This window comes from Streptomyces sp. NPDC050732, assembly GCF_040654255.1.
GTDB lineage: Bacteria > Actinomycetota > Actinomycetes > Streptomycetales > Streptomycetaceae > Streptomyces.
In genome coordinates this window covers 58432-83433 of the sequence record NZ_JBFAHP010000038.1, presented here as the reverse complement: position 1 = coordinate 83433, position 25002 = coordinate 58432, and the positions used below count along the sequence as shown (strand labels likewise).

Annotated in this window: 24 protein-coding genes; 13 read left to right on the top strand and 11 right to left on the bottom strand. The window is 70.6% G+C overall.

Going from position 1 to position 25002, the window contains the following annotated elements; genetic code table 11:
• Positions 1-343: 343 nt before the first annotated feature.
• Positions 344-3511: a molecular chaperone Hsp90 gene (locus AB0H82_RS29630; RefSeq protein WP_362998082.1), complete on the top strand. Its 3168-nt coding sequence runs from the start codon at positions 344-346 to the stop codon at positions 3509-3511.
• A gap of 236 nt (positions 3512-3747) precedes the next feature.
• Positions 3748-4584, top strand: a complete 837-nt coding sequence (locus tag AB0H82_RS29625; RefSeq protein ID WP_362998080.1) for a calcium-binding protein — start codon at positions 3748-3750, stop codon at positions 4582-4584.
• A 27-nt stretch (positions 4585-4611) separates the two neighbouring features.
• On the opposite strand, the gene AB0H82_RS29620 is transcribed toward AB0H82_RS29625, so the two are convergent.
• Both AB0H82_RS29620 and AB0H82_RS29615 read right to left on the bottom strand, forming a co-directional pair.
• Positions 4612-7014, bottom strand: coding sequence for a cation-translocating P-type ATPase (locus AB0H82_RS29620; RefSeq protein WP_362998078.1), 2403 nt, complete (start codon positions 7012-7014; stop codon positions 4612-4614).
• Positions 7015-7109: 95 nt separating this feature from the next.
• A complete protein-coding gene (locus tag AB0H82_RS29615) occupies positions 7110-7370 on the bottom strand; it encodes a DUF2530 domain-containing protein (RefSeq protein WP_362998076.1) in 261 nt (86 codons plus the stop codon).
• Between the two features lie 221 nt (positions 7371-7591).
• Here AB0H82_RS29615 and AB0H82_RS29610 point away from each other — a divergent pair, with 221 nt between their 5' ends.
• Positions 7592-9040, top strand: coding sequence for an NCS2 family permease (locus AB0H82_RS29610; protein WP_362998074.1), 1449 nt, complete (start codon positions 7592-7594; stop codon positions 9038-9040).
• A gap of 24 nt (positions 9041-9064) precedes the next feature.
• Here the strand turns inward: AB0H82_RS29610 and AB0H82_RS29605 are convergent, their stop codons facing one another.
• Positions 9065-9247 carry a ribbon-helix-helix protein, CopG family gene (locus AB0H82_RS29605; RefSeq protein WP_362998072.1) on the bottom strand — a complete coding sequence of 61 codons (183 nt, stop codon included), beginning with the start codon at positions 9245-9247 and terminating at the stop codon, positions 9065-9067.
• A gap of 143 nt (positions 9248-9390) precedes the next feature.
• On the opposite strand from AB0H82_RS29605, the gene AB0H82_RS29600 reads away from it, so the two are divergent.
• From AB0H82_RS29600 to thpR, 3 genes are all read left to right on the top strand, one after another.
• Entirely contained in the window at positions 9391-9828 is a 438-nt protein-coding gene (locus AB0H82_RS29600) for a MarR family transcriptional regulator (protein WP_362998070.1), read from the top strand.
• A gap of 132 nt (positions 9829-9960) precedes the next feature.
• Entirely contained in the window at positions 9961-11367 is a 1407-nt protein-coding gene (locus AB0H82_RS29595) for an MFS transporter (protein WP_362998068.1), read from the top strand.
• 274 nt (positions 11368-11641) lie between these two features.
• Complete coding sequence (gene thpR, locus AB0H82_RS29590; protein ID WP_362998066.1) at positions 11642-12235, top strand: RNA 2',3'-cyclic phosphodiesterase; 594 nt, start codon at positions 11642-11644, stop codon at positions 12233-12235.
• Positions 12236-12387: 152 nt separating this feature from the next.
• Here the strand turns inward: thpR and AB0H82_RS29585 are convergent, their stop codons facing one another.
• The 3 genes from AB0H82_RS29585 to AB0H82_RS29575 all read right to left on the bottom strand — a co-directional run bounded on the left by AB0H82_RS29585 (position 12388) and on the right by AB0H82_RS29575 (position 14638).
• Positions 12388-13380 carry an aldo/keto reductase gene (locus tag AB0H82_RS29585; protein WP_362998064.1) on the bottom strand — a complete coding sequence of 331 codons (993 nt, stop codon included), beginning with the start codon at positions 13378-13380 and terminating at the stop codon, positions 12388-12390.
• 49 nt (positions 13381-13429) lie between these two features.
• The gene (locus AB0H82_RS29580; protein ID WP_362998062.1) at positions 13430-14014 is read right to left on the bottom strand and encodes a Uma2 family endonuclease; all 585 of its coding nucleotides are present in this window, start codon (positions 14012-14014) and stop codon (positions 13430-13432) included.
• 81 nt (positions 14015-14095) lie between these two features.
• A complete protein-coding gene (locus AB0H82_RS29575; RefSeq protein ID WP_362998060.1) occupies positions 14096-14638 on the bottom strand; it encodes a MarR family transcriptional regulator in 543 nt (180 codons plus the stop codon).
• Between the two features lie 32 nt (positions 14639-14670).
• On the opposite strand from AB0H82_RS29575, the gene AB0H82_RS29570 reads away from it, so the two are divergent.
• Both AB0H82_RS29570 and AB0H82_RS29565 read left to right on the top strand, forming a co-directional pair.
• Positions 14671-15180 (top strand): carboxymuconolactone decarboxylase family protein, encoded by a 510-nt coding sequence (locus AB0H82_RS29570; RefSeq protein WP_362998058.1) that lies wholly within the window; start codon positions 14671-14673, stop codon positions 15178-15180.
• A gap of 210 nt (positions 15181-15390) precedes the next feature.
• Positions 15391-16557 carry a hypothetical protein gene (locus AB0H82_RS29565; protein ID WP_362998056.1) on the top strand — a complete coding sequence of 389 codons (1167 nt, stop codon included), beginning with the start codon at positions 15391-15393 and terminating at the stop codon, positions 16555-16557.
• Here AB0H82_RS29565 and AB0H82_RS29560 read toward each other — a convergent pair.
• Complete coding sequence (locus tag AB0H82_RS29560) at positions 16520-16780, bottom strand: DUF397 domain-containing protein (protein ID WP_362998054.1); 261 nt, start codon at positions 16778-16780, stop codon at positions 16520-16522. The genes AB0H82_RS29565 and AB0H82_RS29560 overlap by 38 nt on opposite strands.
• Entirely contained in the window at positions 16777-17589 is an 813-nt protein-coding gene (locus tag AB0H82_RS29555; RefSeq protein ID WP_362998052.1) for a helix-turn-helix transcriptional regulator, read from the bottom strand. The genes AB0H82_RS29560 and AB0H82_RS29555 overlap by 4 nt, the downstream gene beginning before the upstream one ends.
• 83 nt (positions 17590-17672) lie before the next feature.
• Here AB0H82_RS29555 and AB0H82_RS29550 point away from each other — a divergent pair, with 83 nt between their 5' ends.
• Positions 17673-18083: a hypothetical protein gene (locus AB0H82_RS29550; RefSeq protein WP_362998050.1), complete on the top strand. Its 411-nt coding sequence runs from the start codon at positions 17673-17675 to the stop codon at positions 18081-18083.
• 105 nt (positions 18084-18188) lie between these two features.
• Entirely contained in the window at positions 18189-19097 is a 909-nt protein-coding gene (locus AB0H82_RS29545) for a hypothetical protein (protein WP_362998048.1), read from the top strand.
• Between the two features lie 104 nt (positions 19098-19201).
• Here AB0H82_RS29545 and AB0H82_RS29540 read toward each other — a convergent pair whose 3' ends face one another.
• Positions 19202-19936, bottom strand: coding sequence for a GDSL-type esterase/lipase family protein (locus tag AB0H82_RS29540; RefSeq protein WP_362998046.1), 735 nt, complete (start codon positions 19934-19936; stop codon positions 19202-19204).
• Positions 19937-20030: 94 nt separating this feature from the next.
• On the opposite strand from AB0H82_RS29540, the gene AB0H82_RS29535 reads away from it, so the two are divergent.
• Positions 20031-21038 (top strand): WD40 repeat domain-containing protein, encoded by a 1008-nt coding sequence (locus AB0H82_RS29535; RefSeq protein WP_362998044.1) that lies wholly within the window; start codon positions 20031-20033, stop codon positions 21036-21038.
• Positions 21039-21062: 24 nt separating this feature from the next.
• Here the strand turns inward: AB0H82_RS29535 and AB0H82_RS29530 are convergent, their stop codons facing one another.
• Entirely contained in the window at positions 21063-21836 is a 774-nt protein-coding gene (locus AB0H82_RS29530) for a TetR/AcrR family transcriptional regulator (protein ID WP_362998042.1), read from the bottom strand.
• 115 nt (positions 21837-21951) lie between these two features.
• Here AB0H82_RS29530 and AB0H82_RS29525 point away from each other — a divergent pair, with 115 nt between their 5' ends.
• Positions 21952-22929: an ATP-binding cassette domain-containing protein gene (locus AB0H82_RS29525; protein ID WP_362998040.1), complete on the top strand. Its 978-nt coding sequence runs from the start codon at positions 21952-21954 to the stop codon at positions 22927-22929.
• Positions 22926-23765 (top strand): ABC transporter permease, encoded by an 840-nt coding sequence (locus AB0H82_RS29520; protein WP_362998038.1) that lies wholly within the window; start codon positions 22926-22928, stop codon positions 23763-23765. The genes AB0H82_RS29525 and AB0H82_RS29520 overlap by 4 nt, the downstream gene beginning before the upstream one ends.
• Before the next feature lie 59 nt (positions 23766-23824).
• On the opposite strand, the gene serC is transcribed toward AB0H82_RS29520, so the two are convergent.
• Positions 23825-24943, bottom strand: a complete 1119-nt coding sequence (serC, locus tag AB0H82_RS29515) for a phosphoserine transaminase (protein ID WP_362998036.1) — start codon at positions 24941-24943, stop codon at positions 23825-23827.
• Positions 24944-25002 lie beyond the last annotated feature (59 nt).

Below are 25002 nucleotides of genomic sequence, written 5' to 3'. Positions count from 1 at the left end.
GCCGCACGGGCTGCGGGAAGCCGGCCCACCCCTCCGTCGCGCAGCGGCGCCATACGTCCACGCTGCGGTGCGGGGCAAACGGGTGGGTGGGTGGGTGGGTGGGAAAGCTCGCCGCGAAGCGGCGCAACACGCGTACCCCGCGGAGCGGAGCGGCGAAGCGGCGGCGGAGAGGCAGCCCCCGGCCCCCCTCCATCCCCCGACGCCCCCGGCGAGACGCGGTACCGTTCGCCCGCAGGCCAAGCACCAAGCACCACCCGCAGGCCAAGCGCCAGGCGCCAAGGCAGACGCCGAGGCAAAGCACAAAGCACGCGCCGAAAGCCACCACAAGAGGAGACAGTCGACCGTGAGCAAGACCGTGCGGCCGGCGGCCGAGGGTACTGATCCCTTTGGCACCGCCCGCCTCCGCCGCGGAGTCCTCGACGCGTGGGCGGCGGCGCCGGCCCGTTTCCGTGAGGACGCCAACGCCGAGGAGGACCTCGCCCTCGGCGGCTACCGCGACCGGCTCGTCGTGGAGCTCGCCCAGAACGCCTCGGACGCCGCCGCCCGCGCGGGCGTGCCGGGGCGGCTGGCGCTGACGTTGCGCGGCGGGGTCCTCGCCGCGGCGAACACCGGCGCGCCGCTCGACGCCGCCGGGGTCGAGTCGCTCTCCACCCTCCGCGCCTCCGCGAAGCGGGAGGAGACCCCGGCGCAGGCGCAGGGACAGGCGCAGAGCGTCGGACGGTTCGGCGTCGGATTCGCCGCCGTGCTCGCCGTCAGCGACGAGCCCGCCGTCGTCGGGCGTACCGGCGGTGTCCGCTGGTCGCTCGACGAGGCGCGGGAACTCGCCGCGGAGACGGCCAGGTTCAGCCCGGGCCTCGGGGACGAGGTACGGCGGCGGGACGGCCACGTCCCGCTGCTCCGGCTCCCGTTCGCCGCCGAGGGCACCGCCCCCGCCGGCTATGACACGGTCGTCATCCTGCCGCTGCGCGACGCCGCCGCGGAGGACCTCGTGGCGCGGCTGCTCGACGGGGTCGACGACGCGCTGCTCCTCGCCCTGCCGGGCCTGGAGGAGGTCAGCGTCGAGACGCCGGACGGGGCGACCCGCACCCTGCGCCGCCGGACCGAGGCCCCGTACACGGTCGTCGAGGACAGCCGGGAGGGCACGACCCGCTGGCGCACCGTCAGCCGGCAGGGGCCGCTCGACGCCGCCCTGCTGAAGGACCGGCCCGTCGAGGAGCGGCTGCGCCCGCACTGGTCCGTGACGTGGGCCGTGCCGGCGGACGGTGACGGTGCTCCGGAGCGGCCCAGGACGAGCCCCGTCGTGCACGCGCCGACGCCGAGCGACGAGCCGTTGGGCGTACCGGCGCTGCTCCTCGCGTCGTTCCCGCTGGACACCGCGCGGCGGCACGCGGCTCCGGGGCCGTTGACCGACTTCCTGGTGGAGCGGGCCGCGGAGGCGTATGTGGAGCTGCTCGCCGACTGGCGGCCGGTCACGGAGGAGATCATCTCGCTCGTGCCGGGTCCGCTCGGGCGGAGCGAGCTGGACGGCGCGCTGCGGCAGGCCATCCTGGACCGGCTGCCGCGCACCGCCTTCCTGCCGCCGGCCCTGCCCCGCGCCGAGGACGACGAGGACGAGCTGCCGGAGGTTCTGCGGCCGCGGGACGCGGAGGTCGTGGAGGGCGCCGGCGCCGAGACCGTCCGGGTGCTCGCCGAGGTGCTGCCGAGCCTGCTGCCGGCGGGTCTGGAGCGCCGCGCGGAGCTGCGCACGCTCGGGGTCGCGCGTGTTCCGCTGACCGAGGCGGTCGACCGTCTCGCGGGTCTGGAGCGGGAGCCGGGCTGGTGGCGGCGGTTGTACGAGACGTTGGCGGGGGTCGACCCGGACCGGCTGTCCGGGCTGCCGGTGCCGTTGGCTGGGGGCACCTCCCAGGCTTTCGGCTCTGGGGGAGGGCGTACGACGATCGGGCCCCGGCAGGTTCTGCTTCCCGCCGCCGGGGACGAGCGCGATCCGGCGTCCCTGGCCCGCCTCGGCCTTAAGGTCGCCCATCCGGACGCCGTCCACCCGCTCCTGGAGAAGCTCGGCGCGCTGCCCGCGACGCCGCGCGCCGTCCTCACGACGCCGCAGGTCCGGGCCGCCGTGGCCGCGTCCCTCGACGACGACACGTGGGACGAGGACGCGCTGGACGCCGAGGAGTTGGCGGACGTCGTGCTCGCGCTCGTCCGGGACGCGAACCTGGCCCCGGGCGACGAGCCGTGGCTTGCCGCCCTCGCGCTGCCCGACGAGGACGGTGAGCTCTCCCCGGCGGGCGAGCTCGTGCTGCCGGGCAGTCCTTTCGCGCAGGTCATGCGGGAGGACGAACTGGCGCTCGTGGATGAGGAGGTGGCGGAGCGGTGGGGGGAGCAGCCGCTTGCCGCCTGTGGTGTGCTCGCCACGTTCGCTCTCGTACGCGCCACCGATGTCGTCCTCGACCCCGACGAACTGGAGCCCCGCGACGGCGACTTCGCCGAGCCGGACGACGCGGGTCTGCTCGACGCCGTGGACGTGTGGTGCGAGGACGTCCTCGACCGGTTGCCGGACACTCCGGTGCCGCCGGTGGCCACGGAGATCGTCGCCGTACGGGATCTCGACCTGGTCGACGACGACTGCTGGCCGCAGGCGCTGGCGATGCTGTCGCAGCCGCCGCTGCGGGACGCGCTGACGCAGCCGCTGCGGGTGCTGCTGCCGGACGGGACGACGGAGACGGTCCGTTCGTACACCGCGTGGTGGCTGCGCGGCCACCCGGTCCTCGGCGGCCGCCGGCCCGCCGGGCTGCGCGCGGCGGGCGGTGATCCGCTGCTCGCCGGGCTCTACGACGCGGCGGACGCGTCCGGGTTCGGCGACGAGCAGGTGCTGCGGGCGCTGGGCGTACGGACGTCCGTGGCCGCCCTCCTGGCGGAGCCGGGCGGCGCGGCCGAACTGCTCGACCGGCTCGCGGACCCGGACAGGCCCGTCTCCACCGCCCAACTGCATGCCCTGTACGGGGCGCTGGCCGATCTCGACCCGGAGCAGGTGACCCTCCCGGACGAGCTGCGCGCGGTGGTGGACGGCGAGGTCGTGGTGGTCGACGCGGCGGACGCGGTCGTCGCCGACGCCCCGGACCTGCTGCCGCTGGCCGGCGGTGTGGCGTTGCTGCCGGTGGAGCCGCGCAAGGCGGGCGACCTGGCAGATCTGTTCCAGGTGCGGCGGCTGAGCGAGACGGCGGCCGTGGAGCCGGTGGGGGAGGGTGTCGAGCACGAGGTGCCCGAGCCCGTGCGGACCCTGCTGGGTTCCGCGACCCCGCACACGTACGTCGAGTACGACGAACTGGTCGCCGGTGGCGTGGAGCTGGACTGGCGGCGCACCCCGGACGGGGTCGTGCACGCGGCGACCGTGGAGGGTGTCGCGGCGGGTCTCGCCTGGGCGGCGGGTCAGTGGCCGCGCCGCTTCGAGGTGGCGGCCCTCCTCGAAGATCCGTCACGGACGGCGGAGTTGGCACGGGACCGCTGGTTCGACTGACGCGCCATCCTCCGGAATGCCTTATTCCGGAATGTCTTGTTCCGCCACCTTGTTCCGCCCTGGCACATAGGGGCGGAACAGGGCATTCCACAACTCGGTCACATTTTCTTTACTCGTCGTACAACCGTTCGCTTCAGTGGCGAGTCTGATCTTGCGAGTCAACAGACTCCTAGATCACTCGGGCCTCGCGTGACGGCAATGCACCGCGAGGCCCCCTTCTCCAACTGGGGAAACACATGCGCATCCGTGCCACCGTGGCCGCACTGTCCGGCACCCTGGCCCTGTCCGCACTCGCTGTCCCGGCTGCCCAGGCCGCCGACGGCCCGGACGCCCCGAAGTTCGCCGCTTCCGTCGCCAAGGTCGCGAGCGTCGGCACCGACGGCGACACCAAGATCACCAAGGTCACCGTCAACGGTGGCAAGGACGTCACGATCGGCACCACCGAGAAGAAGAAGTTCACCGTCGCCGTCACCGCGACCGACCCGGAGGGCATCGCGGCGGGCAGCGCCTTCCTGTGGCACGGCCCGGACTCGCAGTCCGCTGACGCCGTCCTCTCCCCGGACGACTTCGAGGGCAAGTGCACGGTCGTGAACGCGACCACCTCGACCTGCACCGTCACCGTCGTCGCCGACCCGAAGGTGGACATCTTCTCGAACACCGCCGCCGGCGGCGGCTGGAAGGTCTACGCCTCCGTGGTCGCCAACGACGGCGACTCGGTCGAGGGCGACTCGTACAAGTCCGACGCCAGCGTCCTGCGCGCCGCCAAGCTCACCACCAACGCCTCCCCCGAGCCCATCAAGAAGGGCAAGACCCTCACGGTCACCGGCGCCCTGACCCGCGCCAACTGGGAGACCTACAAGTACGCCGGCTACACCAAGCAGGACGTGAAGCTGCAGTACAAGAAGAAGGGCGCCACCAGCTACACGACGCTCAAGACGGTCAAGTCCGACACCAAGGGCAACCTGAAGACCACGGTGACGGCCTCCGCCGACGGCTACTACCGCTACGTCTTCGCGGGCACCTCCACGACCCCGTCCGTGACGTCCGCCAGCGACTTCGTCGACGTCCAGTAGTCGACGCCGAGCAGTAGCCGCCCGCCGTCAGGCGGGGAAGCGGCGGTCCACCACGCGGTAGACGACCTCGACAGCCAGTGAGGCCACCGCCGCGATCGCGACCGCCGCCCACGGCATCGTCGTGCCCACCAGCTTCAGCTGGAAGAAGTCCTGGAGCCAGGGCACGGTCAGGACGAGCAGGAAGCCGAGACCCATCGCGCCGATGAGGCCGATCCGCCACCACGTGTAGGGGCGGGCGATGATGGCGAGCACCCACATGGCGATCAGGAACAGCGCCAGGGTCGCCGCGCTGGTCTCGGCTTCCCGCGCGCCCGCGCCCTCGTAGTGGTGCCGGGCGAGCAGATACGTCGCGAAGGTGGCGACGCCCGCGATGACGCCGCCCGGGATCGCGTACCGCATGACCCTGCGGACGAAGTGCGGCTTCGCGCGCTCCTTGTTGGGGGCGAGGGCGAGGAAGAAGGCGGGGACGCCGATCGTCAGGGTGGAGAGCAGCGTCAGGTGGCGCGGCAGGAAGAGGTACTCGACCTGCGAGCAGACCACCAGCAGCGCGATGATCACCGAATAGACGGTCTTGACCAGGAACAGCGTGGCGACGCGGGTGATGTTGCCGATGACGCGGCGGCCCTCGGCGACGACGGACGGCAGCGTCGCGAAGCTGTTGTTGAGGAGCACGATCTGGGCGACCGCCCGCGTGGCCTCCGAGCCCGAACCCATGCTCACACCGATGTCGGCGTCCTTCAGGGCCAGGACGTCGTTGACGCCGTCGCCGGTCATCGCGACCGTGTGGCCGCGTGACTGGAGCGCGCCCACCATGTCGCGCTTCTGCTGCGGGGTGACGCGGCCGAAGACGGAGTTGTCGTCGAGGGCCTGCCCCATCTCGTCCCGCTCGGTGGGCAGCTTGCGCGCGTCCACGGTGTTCTCCGCGCCGGGCAGGCCGAGCTTGCCGGCGACCGCGCTCACCGAGACGGCGTTGTCACCGGAGATGACCTTGGCGGCGACGTCCTGCTCCTCGAAGTAGCGCAGGGTGTCGGCGGCGTCGGGGCGAAGGCGCTGTTCGAGGACGACGAGCGCGGTGGCCCGGGCCCCGGAGGCGACGTCGGGGTCGTCGAGGGCGCCGCTCGCGCGGGCGAGGAGCAGGACGCGCAGGCCCTGCTGGTTGAGCTCCTCGATCTCGGCGAGGGACGCGTCGCCGTCGGGCAGCAGGACGTCGGGCGCGCCGAGCAGCCAGGTCGAGTCGGTGCCGTCGCCCTCGCTGAAGGAGGCGCCGCTGTACTTGCGGGCGGAGGAAAAGGGCAGGGACTCCGTGCAGCGCCATTCCTCGGCGTCCGGGTAGGCGTCGATGACCGCCTGGAGCGAGGCGTTGGGCCGCGGGTCGGACTCGCCGAGGGCGCCGAGGACCTTGCGGACGTACGCCTCGTCGCTGCCGTTCAGGGGGCGCAGCTCTGTGACGTCCATGCCGCCCTCGGTGAGGGTGCCGGTCTTGTCGAGGCAGACCGTGTCGACGCGGGCCAGGCCCTCGATGGCGGGGAGTTCCTGCACGAGGCACTGCTGGCGGCCGAGGCGGATCACGCCGATCGCGAAGGCCACGGAGGTGAGGAGGACGAGTCCCTCGGGGATCATGGGGACGATCCCGCCCACGGTGTACGCGATGGACTCCTTGAAGTTGTCGTCCTTGACGACGAGCTGGGAGATCACCAGGCCGATGGAGGTGGGGACCATCAGCCACGTCACGTACTTGAGGATCGTGGAGATGCCGGAGCGCAGCTCGGAGTGGACGAGCGTGAAGCGGCTGGCCTCTTCGGCGAGCTGTGCGGCGTACGCCTCGCGGCCGACCTTGGTGGCGGTGAAGGCGCCGCCGCCCGCGACCACGAACGAGCCGGACATCATCCTGTCGCCGGGCTTCTTGACGACCGGGTCGGCCTCACCGGTGAGGAGCGACTCGTCGACCTCCAGGCTGTCGGTCTCGACGGCCTCGCCGTCCACCGGGATCTTGTCGCCGGGGCCGAGCTCCACCACGTCGCCGAGGACGATCTCGGAGGTGGAGATCTCCGCGGCCCTGCCGTCGCGCCGGACGGTGGGTTTCGCCTCGCCGATGACGGCGAGCGAGTCCAGGGTCTTCTTGGCGCGCCACTCCTGGATGATGCCGATGCCGGTGTTGGCGACGATGACGAAGCCGAAGAGGCTGTCCTGGATCGGCGCCACGAAGAGCATGATCACCCAGAGCACGCCGATGATCGCGTTGAAGCGGGTGAAGACGTTGGCCCGGATGATCTCGCCCAGGGAGCGGGAGCTGCGGACCGGTACGTCGTTGACCTCGCCGCGGGCGACCCGCTCGGCGACCTCCGCGGTGGTCAGGCCGGTGGCCCGCCCTTTGGGTGGCGGCACCGGGTGGACCGGGTCGAGCTCGGCGCCCGCGTCGATATGCGTCATGCATTCGACGGTAAGGGTGGTCCTGGGGCTTCACCCCTTGAATGCCCCAAAGATCCGACCAGGGTAGGACGTGACCCGTCCTGTGGTTGTACGCGTCAGGGCTGCGGCTGTGCCGCCTTCGCCCGCTTGATCGCCGCGTCGCGGCCCCGCACGTACCAGATGCCGATGAGGCCGAGGCCCGCGCCGGCCAGGCAGGTCCACACCCACCACGTCGCGTCGCGGTCGTCGAACCAGCCGTAGAACGGCAGCTGGACCAGGAAGAGGACGAACCAGAGGATCGTGCCGCCCGTGATGGTGGCGACCACGGGGCCCTCAAGGGGCTCCGGCGCCTCGTGCTTAGGGGTCCACTTCGCCATGGGTACACCTTACGAGGCCCGCTCGTCGGCCCGCGCACGTCCCGTACACCCGTTGCCCCGCAAGGGTCTACGCGCGGAGATAGCGATTTCGCTCTCATGTATTCATACTGAAACGGCTCGTTAATGGCCGATTGCTTTCGTATGAAAAGCCAATTCGATCAGAAGCCATCGCGCAACGATCTTCCCGATTTCCCCCCGTCTCTGAGTCCACGAGGTCCCGCATGCCTTCCTCGGCCACTGCCCCGGTCGACGCCAGCAAAGAACCGCCGCAGCCCCCGAAGAACGGGCTCGACGCGTACTTCAAGATCTCCGAGCGGGGCTCGACCCTCGCCCGCGAGGTCCGCGGCGGTCTCGCCACCTTCTTCGCGATGGCCTACATCATCGTGCTGAACCCGATCATCCTGGGCAGCGCGAAGGACATGTACGGGCACCAGCTCGACAACAAGCAGCTGGTCACCGCGACCGTGCTCACCGCCGCCTTCACCACGCTGCTCATGGGCGTCATCGGCAACGTCCCGATCGCGCTCGCCGCGGGCCTCGGCGTGAACACCGTCGTCGCCCTGCAGCTCGCGCCCCGCATGTCGTGGCCCGACGCGATGGGCATGGTCGTCCTCGCCGGCTTCGTGGTGATGCTGCTGGTCGCGACAGGGCTGCGGGAACGCGTGATGAGCGCCGTGCCGCTGGGCCTGCGCAAGGGCATCGCGATCGGCATCGGCCTCTTCATCATGCTGATCGGCCTCGTCGACTCCGGCTTCGTCTCGCGCATGCCGGACGCCGCGCACACCACCGTCCCGCTGCAGCTCGGCGGCGACGGCCACCTCAACGGCTGGCCCGTCCTCGTCTTCGTGCTCGGCGTGCTGCTCACCCTGGCCCTGCTGGTACGCAAGGTGCCGGGCGCGATCCTCATCAGCATCGTGGTCATGACGATCGTCGCGATGATCATCAACTCGCTCGCGGACATCCCCTCCTGGGGCCTGACCAGCCCGGAGTGGCCCGGCAACCCCGTCTCGACGCCGGACTTCGGGCTCGTCGGCGAGATCAGCCTGTTCGGCGGGTTCGAGAAGGTCGGCATCCTGACCGGCGTCCTCTTCGTCTTCACCGTGCTGCTCTCGTGCTTCTTCGACGCGATGGGCACGATCATGGGCGTCGGCGACGAGGCCAAGCTCACCGACGCCAACGGCAACATGCCCGGCATCAACAAGGTCCTCTTCGTCGACGGCATCGCCGTCGCCGCGGGCGGCGCCTCGTCCTCCTCCGCCACCACCTGCTTCGTGGAGTCCACGGCGGGCGTCGGCGAGGGGGCGCGCACCGGCTTCGCGAACGTCGTCACCGGCGGGCTCTTCGCCGTCGCGCTGTTCCTCACGCCGCTCGCCACGATGGTCCCGTCCCAGGCGGCCACGCCCGCGCTGCTCGCGGTCGGCTTCCTGATCCTGTCCGGGTCCATCCGGCAGATCGACTGGGCGGACCACACGATCGCGATCCCCGCGTTCGTGACGATGCTGATGATGCCGTTCACGTACTCGATCACGAACGGCATCGGCATGGGCTTCATCACCTTCACCGTGCTGCGGCTCGCCTCTGGGCGCGGCCGCGAGGTGCCGGTCGCGATGTACGCGGTGTCGGCGGTGTTCGCCTTCTACTACCTGATGCCGGCGCTGGACCTGACCTGACCTGACCCGAGCCGGCCAGGGGGCTCACGCCGCCCCGTAGAACTTCTCCGTCTCCTCGACGGACGTCTTGAACCGTTCGTCGAAGTCGTCCCGAATGAGCGTCCGGACCACATAGTCCTGGACGCTCATTCCTCTTTTGGCCGCGTGCTGTCGGAGCCGGTCGAGCAGCTCACCGTCTATGCGCAGGCTGAGCACTGGCGATCCCATGCGGGACAGCGTCCCGGGCGCCCGGCGGCCCGCACGTCGCTTTCCGAAGTCACCTCACTCGTTCGGGTGACGAAATGGTTCGGCGTGGGAAGTGGGGAAAACCAAGTGGTCCTTAGCTAGGGTAATGAGTTACGCTAACAAACATGCCGGACCTCTCCCATGGTGACGACGCCGTCGCCGTGAACGCCTTGCGCTCCGCTGTGATGCGCCTGTCCCGTCGACTCAAGCACCAGCGGGTCGACGAGTCGCTGAGCCCCACCGAAATGTCGGTGCTCGGCACCCTCGCCCGCTGCGGCTCCGCCACCCCGGGCGAGCTCGCCCGCAAGGAGCACGTGCAGCCGCCCTCGATGACCCGCATCGTGGCCCTGCTGGAGGCCAAGGGGCTGGTCCGGCTCGAACCTCACCCCGAGGACCGCCGCCAGAAGGTGGTGACCCAGACGGAGACCGCCGAGGCGATGCTCGAAGAGAGCCGCCGCAAGCGGAACGCCTGGCTCGCGGGTCTGGTCGAGCACCTCGACCAGGACGAGTGGGAGCGGCTGCGCGCCGCCGCGCCCGTCCTGGAGAAGCTCGCGCACCTGTAGTCCTGTCAGCCCTGTCAGCCCTGTGACGACCCGCGGGTACTCACGCGACCCGCGGGTATCCCCGCGCCCAGTGGGTACTCCCGCAACCTGCGAGAGATGTCACGTTACGTACGCCAAGGAGGCGAACCCAGTTTGAGTTCGGGACCCGGAGCAAACTCCGCCCCCGCACCAACCACCCTCGACAAAGCCCGCCCGTCACCCGACCACCGCCCCTCAAGGAACCTGCTTCGCAGGCGCCGTAATGATGGCCCCCACAAGACCTCGATGTTCAGCTCGCTGAAGATCCGCAACTACCGGCTCTTCGCGACCGGCGCGGTGGTCTCCAACACCGGCACCTGGATGGCCCGCATCACCCAGGACTGGCTGGTGCTGAGCCTCACAGGCTCCTCCGCGGCCGTCGGCATCACCACGGCGATGCAGTTCCTGCCGATGCTCCTCTTCGGCCTGTACGGCGGCGTGATCGCCGACCGCTTCGCCAAGCGGAACCTGCTCTTCGTCACCCAGGGCGCGATGAGCCTCAGCGGGCTCTTCCTCGCGGCGCTGACCCTGAGCGGCCACGTCCAGGTCTGGCACGTCTACTTCGCGGCCTTCTTCACCGGCCTCGTCACCGTCGTCGACAACCCGACGCGGCAGTCCTTCGTGTCCGAGATGGTCGGCCCCGACCAGGTCCGCAACGCCGTATCGCTGAACTCCGCCAACTTCCAGTCCGCCCGCCTCATCGGCCCCGCCGTGGCGAGCGCGCTGACCGCCGCCGTGGGACCCGGCTGGGCGTTCCTCGCCAACGGCCTGTCCTTCCTCGCGCCGCTCACCGGCCTGCTCCTGATGCGCACCGCCGAGCTGCAGCACACCCCGCGCAAGGCACGCGGCAAGGGACAGCTGCGGGAGGGCCTGAACTACGTCTCGAAGCACCCCGAGCTGATCTGGCCGATCGTCCTCGTCGGCTTCATCGGCACCTTCGGCTTCAACTTCCCGATCTGGCTGAGCGCCTTCGCGGACGACATCTTCCACGGCGGCGTGGGGATGTACGGGCTGTTCAACACCCTGATGGCGATCGGTTCGCTGGCCGGCGCGCTGCTCGCAGCCCGCCGGGGCACCTCGCGGCTGCGGCTGCTCGCGGGCGCGGCGGTGGCCTTCGGCGTCCTCCAGATCGCGGCCGCGTTCGCGCCCGACCTGTGGATGTTCGTCGCGCTGATCGTGCCGATCGGCATCCTCGGCCTGACGGTGAACGTCACCGCCAACTCCTCGGTGCAGATGGCCACGGACCCGGAGATGCGGGGCCGCGTCATGTCGCTGTTCATGATGGTCTTCACCGGCGGCACACCGCTCGGCGGCCCGCTCTTCGGCTGGCTCGCCGACGCGTACGGCGTCCGGATCAGCATGGCCGTCGGCGGCGTCGTCTGCGCGCTCGCCGCGATCGGCGTCGGCCTGATGCTGGCCCGCGCGGCGAACCTGCGCCTGAAGGTGGACCTGCGCCGGGGCAGGCAGCATGTCCAGTTCGTGCCCAGGGATCGGGAGCGGGAGCTGGCGACAGCGGCGTGACGCCCGTGCGGCGTGTGGGGCGCCCGAGGGGTTCGGCCGCGCCGGGCGAGAGCTTGGCGCGGCCGTGTCGGTGTCGGCCTGGACTGATGCCGCAGCGTGCCCCGAACCTTCGGCCGAAGGCGGACCTGCGTCGGCAGAGCGTGCAGTCGTGCAGTTCGTGACCAGGGTGGTCCGGCGCCGGCGACCGCGGTGTAGCCGCCGGCACCGAAGCCGGGCATCCAGCCCCGGATCCGGGCGGGTGGCCCGGCGTGCACGGGAGCTAGCGTGCAGCCTCATGAGACTCTTCGCCGCTGTCCTCCCGCCGGACTCCGCGACCGCCGAACTGGCCGCCGCGACGGGCGCGTTGCGGGAACTGCCCGGTGCCGACCGGCTGCGCTGGACGGCTCCCGACGGCTGGCACTTCACCCTCGCCTTCATGGCGGAGGTCGACGAGGCGACGGTGCCGGACCTGACCACCCGCCTGGAGCGGGCCGCGCACCGCACGCCGCCGTTCTCCCTCGCGCTGCGGGGCGGCGGGCACTTCGGGGACCGGGCACTGTGGGCGGGCGCCACGGGCGACGTGGCCGCGCTGCGGCTGCTGGCCGCGCGGGCGGACGCGGCGGCCCGCAAGGCGGGCGTCCCGATGGAGGAGCAGCACCGGCACTACCGCCCGCACCTCACGGTGGCGCGCGGCCGCGGCGAGACGGCCCTCGGGCCGTACGCCGACGCGCTCGGCTCCTTCGAGGGCACGGCGTGGACCGTCCGTGAGCTGACTCTCGTACGCAGCAATCTGCCGCGGAGCGGAGTGCCGGGGGAGCGGCCGCGGTACGAGGCGGTCGGGCGCTGGATTCTGGGAGGCGGCGTCCGGGTGCCGGGCGGCGCCGGTTAACCTCGACGGTGTGGACCCGAAGACCAGAAACCGGATCATGGCCGGTGTGCTCGTGCTGATGTTCGTCGTGGTGGCGGTGGCGGCCGCGGTCGGCGGTTAGGGCCGACGCGGACACCACCGCCCCTCATCGTCCGTTCATCGTCCGTCCTGGCTCACCAGGCGAAGGACTCCGGCGACGGTCCGGGTCCGGGGAAGATCTCTTCGAGCGCGTCGAGGACCTCCGCGGGCACCTCAAGATCGACGGCGCGCAGCGCGGAGTCGAGCTGCTCCGCCGTGCGCGGGCCGACGATCGGCGCGGTGATGCCGGGCCGGGTCAGCAGCCAGGCCAGCGCGACCTCGCCGGGTTCCAGGCCGTGTTTGTCGAGCAGTTCCTCGTACGCCTGGACCCGTGCGCGGACCTCCGGCTTGGCGAGCTCGGCGGCGGCGCGCCCCCCGGTGCGGCGTGAGCCCTCGCCCTCCTTCTTCAGCACGCCGCCGAGCAGCCCGCCGTGCAGCGGCGACCACGGGATGACGCCGAGGCCGTAGTCCTGGGCGGCCGGGATGACCTCCATCTCGGCGTCACGCGAGGCGAGGTTGTAGAGGCACTGCTCGCTGACGAGGCCGTAGCTGCCGAGGCGGCGGGCGGTCTCGTTGGCCTGGACGATCTTGTAGCCGGGGAAGTTGGAGGACCCGGCGTAGAGGATCTTGCCCTGCCCGACCAGTACGTCGATGGCCTGCCAGATCTCTTCGAACGGGGTCAGCCGGTCGATGTGGTGGAACTGGTAGAGATCGATGTGGTCGGTCTGCAGCCGCTTGAGCGACGCGTCCACGGCGCGGCGGATGCTGAGTGCGGAGATCCGGTCGTGGTTGGGCCAGGAGGCTTCGCCGTCCGGGGCCATGTTCCCGTACACCTTGGTGGCGAGCACGACCTTGTCGCGCCGGCCACCGCCCTGCGTGAACCAGGTGCCGAGGATCTCCTCGGTGCGGCCCTTGCCCGCGCTCTGGCCGTAGGTGTTGGCGGTGTCGAAGAAGTTGACGCCCGCGTCGAGGGCGGCGTCCATGAGTGTGTGACTGTCGGGTTCGTTGGTGAGCGGCCCGAAGTTCATGGTGCCGAGCGTGAGCCGGCTGACCTTGAGCCCTGTGCGTCCCAGCTGCGTGTACCTCATGAGGTCCTAGCCAACGGGGTGGAGTGGGCTCTAGGCAAGGGGGGCTCGGTCAGTCGCGGGAGAAGTCGGAGGTGTCGAGGGCCAGGCCGAGGAAGGTGTGGGTCAGGTCGATCTTCTCGCCGAAGTCGACGGTCGTGTGGACGTGGTAGTCGTCGTCCCCGGGCCGGGTGTAGACGTGGCACTTGCCCTGGTAGGGATCGACGATGAGGTAGACGGCGACTCCGGCGGTGGCGTAACCGGTCTTCTTGGGGCCGTAGTCGTTCGGGCCTGTGCCCCGGGAGGTCACTTCGGCGACGAACTCGACGTCGCTGCACAGGAAACCGCCCCGCTTGGTGCGTTTGGCACCCTCGGCGACCAGGGCCACGTCGCTGCAGAAGGCGTTGAGCTCCCCGGGGTAGTCGATACGGACGTCGGACAGCGTGCGCTGACGCGGGTACTTGGTCCTCAACTGGTCGTAGACACCCGCGATGATGTCCCAGTGGTTGGCCCGCTGCGGCGTCATGTAGACGGCCCCCTCGATGATGTCGATCTTGTATCCCTCGAGGAAGGGCCCCCGCTCAAGCGCCTCGAACATCTCGTCCAAGCGCTCGGTGTTGTTGTCGGCCATCTTGATCCTGTCGTCCACAAGAGTCATCGTGGCGCTCCTCCCCGGCTGCCGCTTGGGACGGGCAGCCGCGCAGTACAACGATACGCACGGAGCCGTGGTCACGTCCGGTCACGAGCCGCCCAGCCACCCCGCCGCGTCGAGCCGGAACGCGTCCGGGGGAACGACCGTACGAAGGCCGGATTCCAGCTCGCCGAGCCGACGCTCCCCGAGGGCCTCCGCCCACTCCGCCCGCAACTCGTCGAAGACCGCCGCCGACCGGCGCAGCGCGTCGAACCCGCGCGGGGTGAGCTCGACCAGTTTGCGGCGGGCGTCGGCGGGGTCGTCGGTGCGGGCGGCGTAGCCGAGGGCGACGAGGCGGTCGACCGTCTTGCCCGCGGCCTGCTTGGAGACGCCGAGCCGCCGCCCGACCTCGCTGGCGGTGGCGCCGCCCGCCCCGATGGCCTGCATCGCGAACCCGTGCGCGGGGCGGAGGTCGGGGTGGCCCTGGCGGGCGAGCTCGGCGTGCAGGCGGTCGATGAGGGTGCGGAACCCGGCGAAGAGGAGCAGGGGCAGCTCATATCCCTTGCCCCCCTCATACTCCTTGCCCCCCTCATTTCCCTTGCCCTCATCGTCAACCTGGTTTACCTTCTTATCGTCAACCATGTTGTCCATCGTAGGGTCGGGCAGGCCCGCAGGGGGTACGGATGTTCACCGAGCACACACTGGAAACCGCGCCGCCCGCCTCACGCGCGGCCATGGAGCGCACCGCCGCCGCCTTCGGACAGGTCCCGAACGCCGTCGCCCGCCTCGCCGAGTCACCCGAACTCCTCAACGGCTTCCTGGAGCTGAGCGCGGCCTTCGAGCGCACGACCCTCGACCCGGTCGCCCGCGAGGTCGTCATCATGACGGTCGCGACGCGCAACGACTGCCACATCTGCGTCACGCTGCACACGGGCAAGCTGCGCAAGCTGGGCGCGTCGCCCGAGCTGGTCGCGGCCCTCCGTGAGGGACGGGCTCTCTCCGACGAACGCCTCGAAGCGGTACGCCAGTTCACGCTGACCGTCCTCGCGACGGCGGGTGGGGTCGACGACGCCGCACTGAAGGAGTTCTTCGCCCACGGCTATACCGAGCGCAACGCCCTCGAAGTCGTCATGGGCATCGGCGCGTACACGATGTCGACGCTGGCGAATCGGCTGACGCGGGCGACGGCCTGAGCGCGGGTTCACCGACTCCGGTACATCAGGTGGCGAAGGTAGAGCTGCGTCATGCCGTAGCCGAAGAGGATGTGGCGGATGCGGATGCGGATGCGGGCGCCGGAATGCCGGCCCCGGGGTGGCCAACGCCCTTACAAACACGATGTGTTGGCCGACAATGGGAAGCTCGGCATGAGCCGGATGGCATGCCCATGACTCGGGGGTGGTGGCGTGGGGTCCGTGGACGTGGTCGCGGAAGCGGTGCGCGTGATGACGGGGTTCGCCGGTGGCGCGGCGGGCGCGGTCGGGGCGGAGGTGGGGCAGACCGTCTCCGAACTCGTACGACAGCGCATCGGCGGGAGTCCCTCCGGGCGGGCGGTGCTGGACGTCGTGGAGGAGAGGCCGCAGGATCCGGAGGCGCTGGCCGCGTTGCGGGAAGCGGTGCGGGAGCGGGTCGCGGCGGACCCGGAGTTCGCCGCCCGGCTCGCGGAGGCGCTCGCGGGCCCGCCTCCGGCCGGTCCTCCCCCGGCGGGCCCTCCCACGGCTGATCCACCGCCGGCCGAGCCCTCGGAGCCTCCTCGGGAGTACACGGGCAGCATCGTCATCGACGGCGGCGCGAAGGTGCGGGGCAGCACCCTGTCGCTGGGCCCCGTGACCTTCAACAACACCCCCGCGGGGCGTACGGCACTGGTGGCGTCGCTGGCCGTACTCCTCGTCCTCGTGGTCCTGGCGGTCTACGGCGGCACCCAGGCGTTCAGCGGCGAGGACTCGCCGGGCTCCGACCGGGCGTCCGTCCCCGGCGCCCGGTCCCAGCAGGACGAGGCGGCGACCGGCGGCGGAAGCGACGCGGAACCCGGAGCGGGACCTGGTGCGGGAACCGGAGCGGAGGAGGTGGACGGAGCGGAGAAGCCGGTGCCGCTGGCCGACGCCGACGCGGTCCTGAGCATCCTGCCCGACCCGACCAGCCTCTCGTCCGGCTGGACCCAGAGCAGCCCGCCCACCGCCGACGTCTCCTCACTGGACGACGGCTCGACGTTCGAGGGGTCGGCCGAGTACTACCCGAGCTACGGCATGGACACCCAGTTCCTCGTCTACGCGTACCCGACCGAGAAGAAGGCGAAGGCAGCCTTCACGGAGAAGAGCCGAGAGGCGGCGGGGGAGGGCGCACAGCGGCTGACCATGCCGGCCATCGGCGACGAACTCATCGCGTTCTCCCAGACGGAGAGCCGGGGTGACGGGTACGTCTCCGAGACCACCGACTACACGCTGGTACGCACGGGGACGGTACTGACGGTCGTGGGCGGCAAGGACACGGAGAGCCGCAGCTACGGCAGCGACGACCTCCAGTTCGCCACGCAGCTCATGTCCGACCGGGCGCGGAGCGCGCAGGCGCGCTGAGGAAGGCGGTCCAGGTGGCGGGGGATATGTGGAGGGTGGGGCCGGCGGGGTTCAGCTTTGAGTCGCGGATGTGGATGGTGGTGGGGGTGGCGGCCATCTCCAGGCATTCGCCGCCCTGGCTGCCGCTGTAGCTGGACTTGGTCCAGACGAGGGCCACCTCTACGCATTCGCCGCCCTGGTCGCCGCTGTAGCTGGACTTGAACCACATCAGCTCGGTGTTCATTGCGCCTGTGCCACCTGTCCGATCCATTTCGCGGACTCTTCGGGGTTGAGAGCCTGAGCCCGCAGAATGCCATACTGCGCGAACAGGTCTCCCAAGTCGGGGTGTTGGCGTACGAAGTAGCCGCCGCTCGGTCCCTCGACGTAAGCGACACGGTCCCGATCGACTGTCTCCAGCAGGATCATCGGACCGTTCAGCCCGGCGTGAGTCTGTCGGTCGTGCGGCATCACTTGGATCTCGACGTTGCGCCGCTGCCCCACGTCGAGAACGTGGGCCAACTGCTCCCTGAGCGCCTGGCGGCTGCCAAGTGGACGAGTCAATGTGTGTTCCTCCAGCACGAAGCCGACGAGCGGAGCGGGCTTGCGCTGCAGCACCTGTTGCCGGTCGAGCCGGGCCGCTACGCGTGACTCGACGTCCTCGTCCTCCAGGGGTGGGCAATGGCAGTTGAAGATCGCCCGCGCATACGCCTCGGTCTGGAGCAGGCCGGGGATCACGTGGTTCGCGTACATGTAGATGGCGACGGCCTCCGCCTCAAGCTCGGCGTAATCCTCGAACCATGACGGGAACCGGCTGACCTGAAGTTTCTTGCCGGCTGCAATAAGTGCACCTTGTGCATCGAGTACTTCGTCCGCGATCTCGACCAGCTTGCCCTTTGGGGGTCGCTCACCCCGCTCCACCATTGCCACTTGCGACTTGGAGTACCCGACGTACCCGCCCAGCTTCTCCTGTGTCATCCCGGCCCGTTCGCGGAAGAACCGCAGCAACGAGCCGAACATCTCCAGGTTCCCTGAGTTCTGCTCACCGGAGTGCACAACGTCCTCCCCAAGTGCACAGCGCAGCACGACGCCTACGAATCTCTGGTCACAGTATGTGAGCGCCCGACAGCATCTGCTGCATGAACTCGGAAACCTCATCACTCAGGGTCCACGACTGGATTCCGGCGACGGGCCACGCCCTGCGGCACGCGGGCATTCACTTCGACGCGGTACGGATCGAGGGCGCGCTGGGCGAGCAGGTCGCGTACGACCTGATGCAGTTCACGGAGTTCCGCGCGGGCCCGATCGTCCGCGAGGCGACGGGCGGGCGCTACCTCTACTTCCTGCTGTCCCCGCAGACAGCGGAGTCGTACGCCTGGCCGAGCGGCGCGCGTGCGCTGAGCCGGCGCGCGGGGAACCTCGCGTACGTCGGCGTGCCCGCGCTGGACGGCTACACGTGGCCGCTGGACTGGAGGTCACGCCCCACGGGTGAAGTCGCGTTCGTGGAGGGTGATTTGTTGCACGAGACGACTAAACGTGCGGTACGGTGACCGCGTAATTACTCTCTGTGTGCACCGTGCATGGAGCGGTCCCCGGAGGTGCTGACAACACCGCCCGAGGACCTTCACCACCGAATGGATCAGAGGTCCACCGGGATGCTTCGGCATGCTATCGCGCCCACCCGGCGCTACACGAAGGCTTCGCACGACGTCGTACGGCATCAGTGCCTGAACAGCGACGCGAAGATTCTGCTCCTGTACGTGCAGGGGCTCTCCGAGGCGGACGTCTCCGCCAGATCGCTCGGCGAACACGCGGCGCGGCTCGGCATCAAGGGCCGTGCCTACCAGCGGGCCAAGCAACTCCTCACTGAATCCGGCTACTTGCACGCGTGGCGGTGGCAGGGCGAGCGGGGCCGCTGGGTCACGGAACAGCTCCTGGCGAACGTCACCCTGACGGGTGAGGAGGCGGGGCGGGCCCGGGTCGGTGACGGCCCGCCTCCGAGTGCGCACACGCCGACGGTCGGCGGGCCGGGGGCGCGGGAACCCGGTGGCTCTTACCCAGAAGAACAACGGGAGAAGAATCTTCCCCACCCCCCACCCGAAGAGTCAGAACCCGCAGCCGATGCGGAACTGGCCGAGGCTGAGCGCGTGTTGCTGTCACTCCGCCACGTGAACCGGGACCTGCTGCTCGGCGTACGAGAGGCGCGAGCCCTGGCGGGGACGGCGGCGGAGTGGCTGCGGCGAGGTGTCTCGACGGGTGACCTCCGCAAGGCGCTGACTGCGGGGCTGCCTTCGGGCGGGGTCCGGTCGGCGGTCGGGTTCGTACGCCACCGGCTGGTGCAGAAGCTGCCGGACCGTGCGGTGCCGACGCCCTCTTCGAGCGATGCGCTGAGGCCCGGTCTCGTGACCTGCGCGGGGCCGGGGGCAGAGCACGTGTTCCGGCCGGTGGGGGAGGAGACCCGGTGCGGCCGATGCCGGGCGGAAGGGGCCACCTCCGGCACGGAGGACGACCGCCGTGCGCAACCACTGCCCTGGCGCGACCGCCTGGCGAGCGCGAGGGCGTGACGGGCGGTCCGGCCCGCGTCAGACCACGCCGTGGTCGCGGGTCAGCGCCGCCAGCAGATCCGGGTCCGCGTGAGCCTCCACCGTGTGCCGCCAGTGGCCGTGACTCATGGGTTGGAAGCTACTTCGAGGGGCGGCGGAGTGCCATCGCCCGTGAGGGTGGCGTAGGGGCCGCCTATGCCCCACCCCTGGGACAGGGCAGTCGCGAACGCCGACGCCAGTTTGTGTTCGCCGCTCGTGTTCGGGTGCGTGCCGTCGTACGTGTCCACGTGGATGTCGTACGAAGGAGGCGGGGACGCCAGGAGCAGGGGGGAAGTCGGCGTGTCCAGGTCTGCGACCGTCTTCGCGAGGAGGTCGTTGAAGTGGGAGACCTCCGTCGCGAACGGGGCGTCCGAGGTCGCGCGGATGTTCGGGATCACGGGGAGCAGGACCATCCGGATGCCGGGGTTCGTCGCGCGGGCCGCTGTGATGAAGGCGCGGACGTTGTCCGTCGTCTGGGCCGCGTTCGTGTAGAAGCCGAGGTCGATCAGGCCCAGGGAGATGAGGAGGATGTCGGCGGGGTCCCGGTGCAGGGCGCCGGCTATGTGCGGGGCCATGTGCAGCCAGCCCTCGCCCCAGCCCGCGAGGTGGTGGCGGGGGAAGTCCGGGGGCACGTCGGGGGCGTAGTCGTGGGAGAGGGGTTCTCCCGTCGCCTTGTCGTGGAGCGTCGTGCGCGGGCCGACCACCGCGACGCCCTCGGGGCCGAGGGTGTCGCGCAGGTGCTGCCACATCCGGTAGCGCCAGGTGTGTTCCCCGGCGCTTCCGATGGTCATCGAGTCGCCGACGAACATGAACCTGAGCATCCGGACATCATCCCGGACGGGGGCGGCCGCCTGCGATGTGAGGCTGCGCACTCCGCCCGGGAGCGCGAAGGGCGAGGATGGCACTCTTGGGCGCATGCGTTCGCTTCGGGCTGTTCCGTCAGCCGTCCTCGCCGCCGGTGCCGGTGCCGTGTTGGTCTTCGCTGTGGGCGTGCCCGCTGCCGCCGACGGTCACGACGGGTTCACCGTCAAGGATCCGCGGATCGTCGAGTCCAGCGGCCTCGCCGCGTCCCGCGCCCACCCGGGCATCTACTGGACGCACAACGACCAGGACAAGGGCGCCTTCCTGTACGCGGTCGACTCGAAGACGGGGGAGACCGTCGCCACCGTGACCATGACCGGGGTGGGCTCCCCGCGCGACGTCGAGGCGATCTCCGTCGGCAGCGACGGGAACATCTACGTCGGCGACATCGGCGACAACCTCAACGGAACCTGGCCGAACGTCTGGGTCTACAAGCTGCCCGAGCCGAAGCAGCTGAAGGACCAGACCGTCCGCGCCACGCAGTACGTCGTGAAGTACGCCGACGGCGCGCGGGACGCGGAGGCGCTGATGGTCCACCCGAAGACCGGGCGCATCTACATCGTCAGCAAGAACGAGGACGGCGGCGGACTGTACGAGAGCCCCGAGCGGATGTCCGCCTCGGGCACCAATGTCTTCCGGCGCATCGGAGACATCGATCTGTGGGTGACCGATGGTGCCTTCTCGCCCGATGGTGAACAGCTCGCGCTGCGCGGGTACTTCGGCGGCATCTGGTACGCGTGGCAGGGCGAAGGCAAGAAGCCGCAGCGCAAGGGGCGGCTGAGCGTGCCGCTCCAGCGGCAGGGCGAGTCCGTCACGTACACCCCCGACGGGACCACGCTGATGTACGGCACCGAGGGCGAGCAGAGCGAGGTCGAGCCCGTCGAGGCGCCGGGCGGGTCGGGCGGAGGGTCCGGTTCGGCGTCGGGCGGCGGCGGGGCCGGTGATGGTGAGGGCGGGGACTCCGGGATCGGTGGCAACGTGAAGACGGGGGCCGTCGTCCTCGGGGGCATCCTCCTCGCCGTGTTCGGGCTGAAGCGGCTGGGTCGGCGCGGGAGGAAGTAGCCGAGGAAGTAGCCCCTCCCGGCTCTACTCGCGGGTGCGCTGGGCCACCAGCGCGTCCAAGCCGTCCAGCAGGCGCTGCAGGCCGAACTCGAAGTGGTCGAAGTCCGGGCCGAACGAGTCCTCGGAGAGGTGCGCGAGGGTCGGGTAGCGGCCGCTCTTCATGACCCGTTCGAGGACCGGGGTCTGCGCCTCCCAGAACGCCTGGTCCGACAGGCCCGTCTTCTTCGTCGCCTCCACCTCGTGCACCTGGGTGCGGGCGACCCCGGTGACGTACCCCTCCGTCATCACGATCACGCCGATCAGCTCGGGGTCGCTCAGGCCCATCGGCTTGATCCGGGACAGGGTGCGGTCCAGGCCGCCGACGGCGCCGGGGCCGAGCACCGGGCGGGCCTGGTTGACCTGGAGCAGCCAGGGGTGGCGGTGGTAGAGGACGAGGGTCTCGCGCGCGTACGTCTCGACGCCCTCGCGCCAGGTGCCCGTCCAGGGGGCGTCGTCCTCGGGCGGCGCGTACACCCGGTCCAGCATCAGATCGACGAGCTCGCCCTTGCCGGGGACGTACCGGTACAGGGACATCGTGCCGGTGCCGAGCTCCGTGGAGAGGCGGCGCATCGAGACCGCCGAGAGGCCTTCCGCGTCCGCGAGGCGCACCGCCTCGGTGACGATCCGGTCCAGCGTGAGGCCCGGCTTGGGGCCCCGGGTGGGGCGGCCGCCCTCGCCCCAGAGCAGCTCCAGGCTGCGGGCGATGTCGCTGCCGGTGCGCCGGTCGTCGCCGCCGCTGCTGCCGTTCGTGCTCGTCATGGCTCTCACCCTAATCGCAGGCCCAGAAATTGAGTACGCCGTACGCGCGAGAACTGGGTACGGTGTACTCTCTATTGGGTACGGCGTACCCAGATGGTGTGAGAAGGGGCGGTCCATGAACGGGAACGGCAACGGGAACGGCTTCGCTGTACGGGCCGAAGGGCTGGAGAAGCGGTACGGGGAGAAGCACGCCCTGGACGGCTTCGACCTCCACGTCGAGCAGGGCACGGTGCACGGACTCCTCGGACCCAACGGCGCGGGCAAGACCACCGCCGTCCGCATCCTCTCCACCCTCGTCCGGCTCGACGGCGGCCGCGCCGAGGTGGCCGGCGCCGACGTGGTGCGCGAGCCCGCCCTGGTGCGCGGCCGCATCGGCCTCACCGGGCAGTACGCGGCCGTCGACGAGATCCTCACCGGGCGGCAGAACCTGGAGATGTTCGGCCGCCTCTTCCACCTGGGCGGCAGGCGGGCCCGGCAGCGCGCCGACGAACTCCTGGAACAGTTCCACCTCCAGGACGCCGCCGAGAAGGGCGCCGGTCAGTACAGCGGCGGCATGCGGCGCAGACTCGACCTCGCCGCCTCGATGATCCTCGCGCCCGCCGTCCTCTTCCTGGACGAGCCGACCACCGGACTCGACCCGCGCAGCCGCCTCGAAGTCTGGGACACGGTCAGGGACTTGGTCGCCCGGGGGACGACCGTGCTGCTCACCACCCAGTACCTCGAAGAGGCGGACCGGCTCGCCTCCCGCATCACCGTCATCGACCGGGGCCGGGCCATCGCCGACGACACCCCCGACGGCCTGAAGAACACGGTCGGCGGCAGCCACCTCGACGTCGTCGTCCGCGACGCCGCCGACCTCCCCGCCGCCGTGAAGGCCGTCACCCGCGTCTGCGACGGCGAGCCGCTCACCGTCGACGTGGAGCGCCGCGTGCAGGCCGCCGTGACCGACCGGGTCGGCGCGCTGACCGAGGTGGCGCGGAACCTGCGGGACGAGGGCATCGCCGTCGAGGACATCGGCCTGCGCAGGCCCAGCCTCGACGACGTCTTCCTGCGCCTGACCGGCGCGGCCCACGGAACGGAGACCGCCGCATGAGCGTCGCCCTCACCACCGACACCGCGCAGGCCGCGCACGGGCGCCTCTTCTGGGCCCTCGCCGACTGCTGGAACGTCACCCGCCGCTACCTCACCCACTTCCTGCGCCAGCCCGTCACCATCGCCTGGCAGCTGGGCTTCCCCATCATCAGCGTGCTGCTGTACGGCTTCGTCTTCGGCGAGGCGATGAAGGTGCCGGGCGGCGGCGAGGACGGCGACTACAAGCAGTTCCTGATGCCCGGCATGTTCGTGATGACCATGGCCTTCGGGTTCATGAACACCGCGATGGGCGTCGTCACGGACTCGACGAAGGGCGTCATCGACCGCTTCCGCTCGATGCCGATGGCCCCCTCGGCGGTGGCGTCGGGGCGCGGCCTCGCCGACCTCATCGTGGCCTGCGCCGAGCTGACCATCCTCGCGCTGACCGCGCTCGCCATCGGCTGGCGCTCCAGCGCGGGCGTGCCCGACACGCTGCTCGCCTTCGGGCTGCTGCTGTTCCTGCGGTTCAGCCTGATCTGGGTGGGGGTCTTCCTCGGCCTCGTCGTGCCGACCCCGGAGGCGGCGGGCGGCCTCTACGCGGTGGCGTTCCCGCTCACGATGATCTCCAGCGTCTTCGTGGCGCCGTCCCTGATGCCGGACTGGCTCGCGCCGGTCGCCGCGTGGAATCCCGTCTCGTCGACGGGTACGGCCACGCGTGAGCTCTTCGGCAACCCGGGTGCGGGCGGGGCGAGTTGGGTGGAGCAGAACGCGGTCCTGATGGCGGTGGTGTGGCCGATCGTGATCTCGCTGGTGTTCCTGCCGCTGGCGGTGCGGAAGTTCAAGCAGCTGAGCCGCTGAGGTGACACGCGGAAGGGCGCCGGCACGTCACAGTGCCGACGCCCTTCACGTACGTACGGCTAGAGCTTCTCGATCACGTAGTCGATGCACTTGGTCAGCGCCTCGACATCCGCAGGATCAATCGCCGGGAACATCGCGACACGCAGCTGGTTGCGCCCGAGCTTGCGGTACGGCTCCGTGTCGACGACCCCGTTGGCCCGCAACGTCTTCGCGACAGCGGACGCGTCGATCTCGTCCGCGAAGTCGATCGTGCCGATGACCTGCGACCGCTTCGCCGGCTCCGTGACGAACGGCGTCGCGTACTTGGACTCCTCGGCCCAGCCGTACAGCGTGCGGGCGGAGGCGGCCGTGCGGCCGGTCGTGAAGTCCAGGCCGCCCTGGGAGTTCATCCAGTCCAGCTGCTCGGCGAGCAGGAACAGCGTGGCGAGCGCCGGGGTGTTGTACGTCTGGTTCTTGCGGGAGTTGTCGATCGCCGTGGGGAGCGAGAAGAACTCCGGGACGTGGCGGCCCGACGCGTGGATGCGCTCGGCGCGCTCGATCGCCGCCGGGGAGAACACGCCGATCCACAGGCCGCCGTCCGACGCGAAGGACTTCTGCGGCGCGAAGTAGTAGACGTCCGTCTCGGCGATGTCGACCGGGAGGCCGCCCGCGCCGGACGTGGCGTCCACCAGGACGAGGGAGCCGGCGTCGGCGCCCTCGACGCGCTTGATCGGGGCCGCGACGCCGGTCGAGGTCTCGTTGTGCGTGAAGGCGTAGACGTCGACGCCCGCCTCCGCCTTCGGGTCGGGGTGCGTGCCCGGGTCGCTCGCGATCACGGTCGGCTCGGCCAGCCACGGGGCGAGCTTCGCCGCCTTCGCGAACTTGGAGGAGAACTCGCCGAAGTTGAGGTGCTGCGACTTGTTCTCGATCAGGCCGTGCGTCGCCACGTCCCAGAACGCGGTGGAGCCGCCGTTGCCGAGGATCACCTCGTACCCCTCGGGGAGGGAGAAGAGGTCGGCGATGCCCTCACGCACCCGGCCCACCAGGTTCTTGACCGGGGCCTGGCGGTGGGACGTTCCGAGGAGGGAGGTGCCGGTGGCGGCCAGGGCGTCCAGCGCCTCCGTACGCACCTTGGAGGGGCCCGCGCCGAAACGGCCGTCGGCGGGCTTCATGTCAGCGGGAATCTGGATCTCAGCCACACGGTGAGCCTAGCGGCTCAGGGCACGCCGTCTGGTTTGTGTCCGTCGGCTGAGATCGC

Bases quoted from the DNA above. Each gene is read 5' to 3' on its own strand.
- AB0H82_RS29540 (WP_362998046.1), bottom strand. From the start codon at position 19,936: ATGCTCAGGTTCATGTTCGTCGGCGACTCGATGACCATCGGAAGCGCC.
- AB0H82_RS29525 (WP_362998040.1), top strand. From the start codon at position 21,952: ATGAACGGGAACGGCAACGGGAACGGCTTCGCTGTACGGGCCGAAGGG.
- AB0H82_RS29625 (WP_362998080.1), top strand. From the start codon at position 3,748: ATGCGCATCCGTGCCACCGTGGCCGCACTGTCCGGCACCCTGGCCCTG.
- AB0H82_RS29530 (WP_362998042.1), bottom strand. From the start codon at position 21,836: ATGACGAGCACGAACGGCAGCAGCGGCGGCGACGACCGGCGCACCGGC.
- AB0H82_RS29600 (WP_362998070.1), top strand. From the start codon at position 9,391: ATGCCGGACCTCTCCCATGGTGACGACGCCGTCGCCGTGAACGCCTTG.
- AB0H82_RS29615 (WP_362998076.1), bottom strand. From the start codon at position 7,370: ATGGCGAAGTGGACCCCTAAGCACGAGGCGCCGGAGCCCCTTGAGGGC.
- AB0H82_RS29575 (WP_362998060.1), bottom strand. From the start codon at position 14,638: ATGGACAACATGGTTGACGATAAGAAGGTAAACCAGGTTGACGATGAG.
- AB0H82_RS29535 (WP_362998044.1), top strand. From the start codon at position 20,031: ATGCGTTCGCTTCGGGCTGTTCCGTCAGCCGTCCTCGCCGCCGGTGCC.
- AB0H82_RS29580 (WP_362998062.1), bottom strand. From the start codon at position 14,014: ATGACTCTTGTGGACGACAGGATCAAGATGGCCGACAACAACACCGAG.
- AB0H82_RS29520 (WP_362998038.1), top strand. From the start codon at position 22,926: ATGAGCGTCGCCCTCACCACCGACACCGCGCAGGCCGCGCACGGGCGC.
- AB0H82_RS29605 (WP_362998072.1), bottom strand. From the start codon at position 9,247: ATGGGATCGCCAGTGCTCAGCCTGCGCATAGACGGTGAGCTGCTCGAC.
- thpR (WP_362998066.1), top strand. From the start codon at position 11,642: ATGAGACTCTTCGCCGCTGTCCTCCCGCCGGACTCCGCGACCGCCGAA.
- AB0H82_RS29545 (WP_362998048.1), top strand. From the start codon at position 18,189: ATGCTTCGGCATGCTATCGCGCCCACCCGGCGCTACACGAAGGCTTCG.
- AB0H82_RS29585 (WP_362998064.1), bottom strand. From the start codon at position 13,380: ATGAGGTACACGCAGCTGGGACGCACAGGGCTCAAGGTCAGCCGGCTC.
- AB0H82_RS29550 (WP_362998050.1), top strand. From the start codon at position 17,673: ATGAACTCGGAAACCTCATCACTCAGGGTCCACGACTGGATTCCGGCG.
- AB0H82_RS29620 (WP_362998078.1), bottom strand. From the start codon at position 7,014: ATGACGCATATCGACGCGGGCGCCGAGCTCGACCCGGTCCACCCGGTG.
- AB0H82_RS29610 (WP_362998074.1), top strand. From the start codon at position 7,592: ATGCCTTCCTCGGCCACTGCCCCGGTCGACGCCAGCAAAGAACCGCCG.
- AB0H82_RS29570 (WP_362998058.1), top strand. From the start codon at position 14,671: ATGTTCACCGAGCACACACTGGAAACCGCGCCGCCCGCCTCACGCGCG.
- AB0H82_RS29560 (WP_362998054.1), bottom strand. From the start codon at position 16,780: ATGAACACCGAGCTGATGTGGTTCAAGTCCAGCTACAGCGGCGACCAG.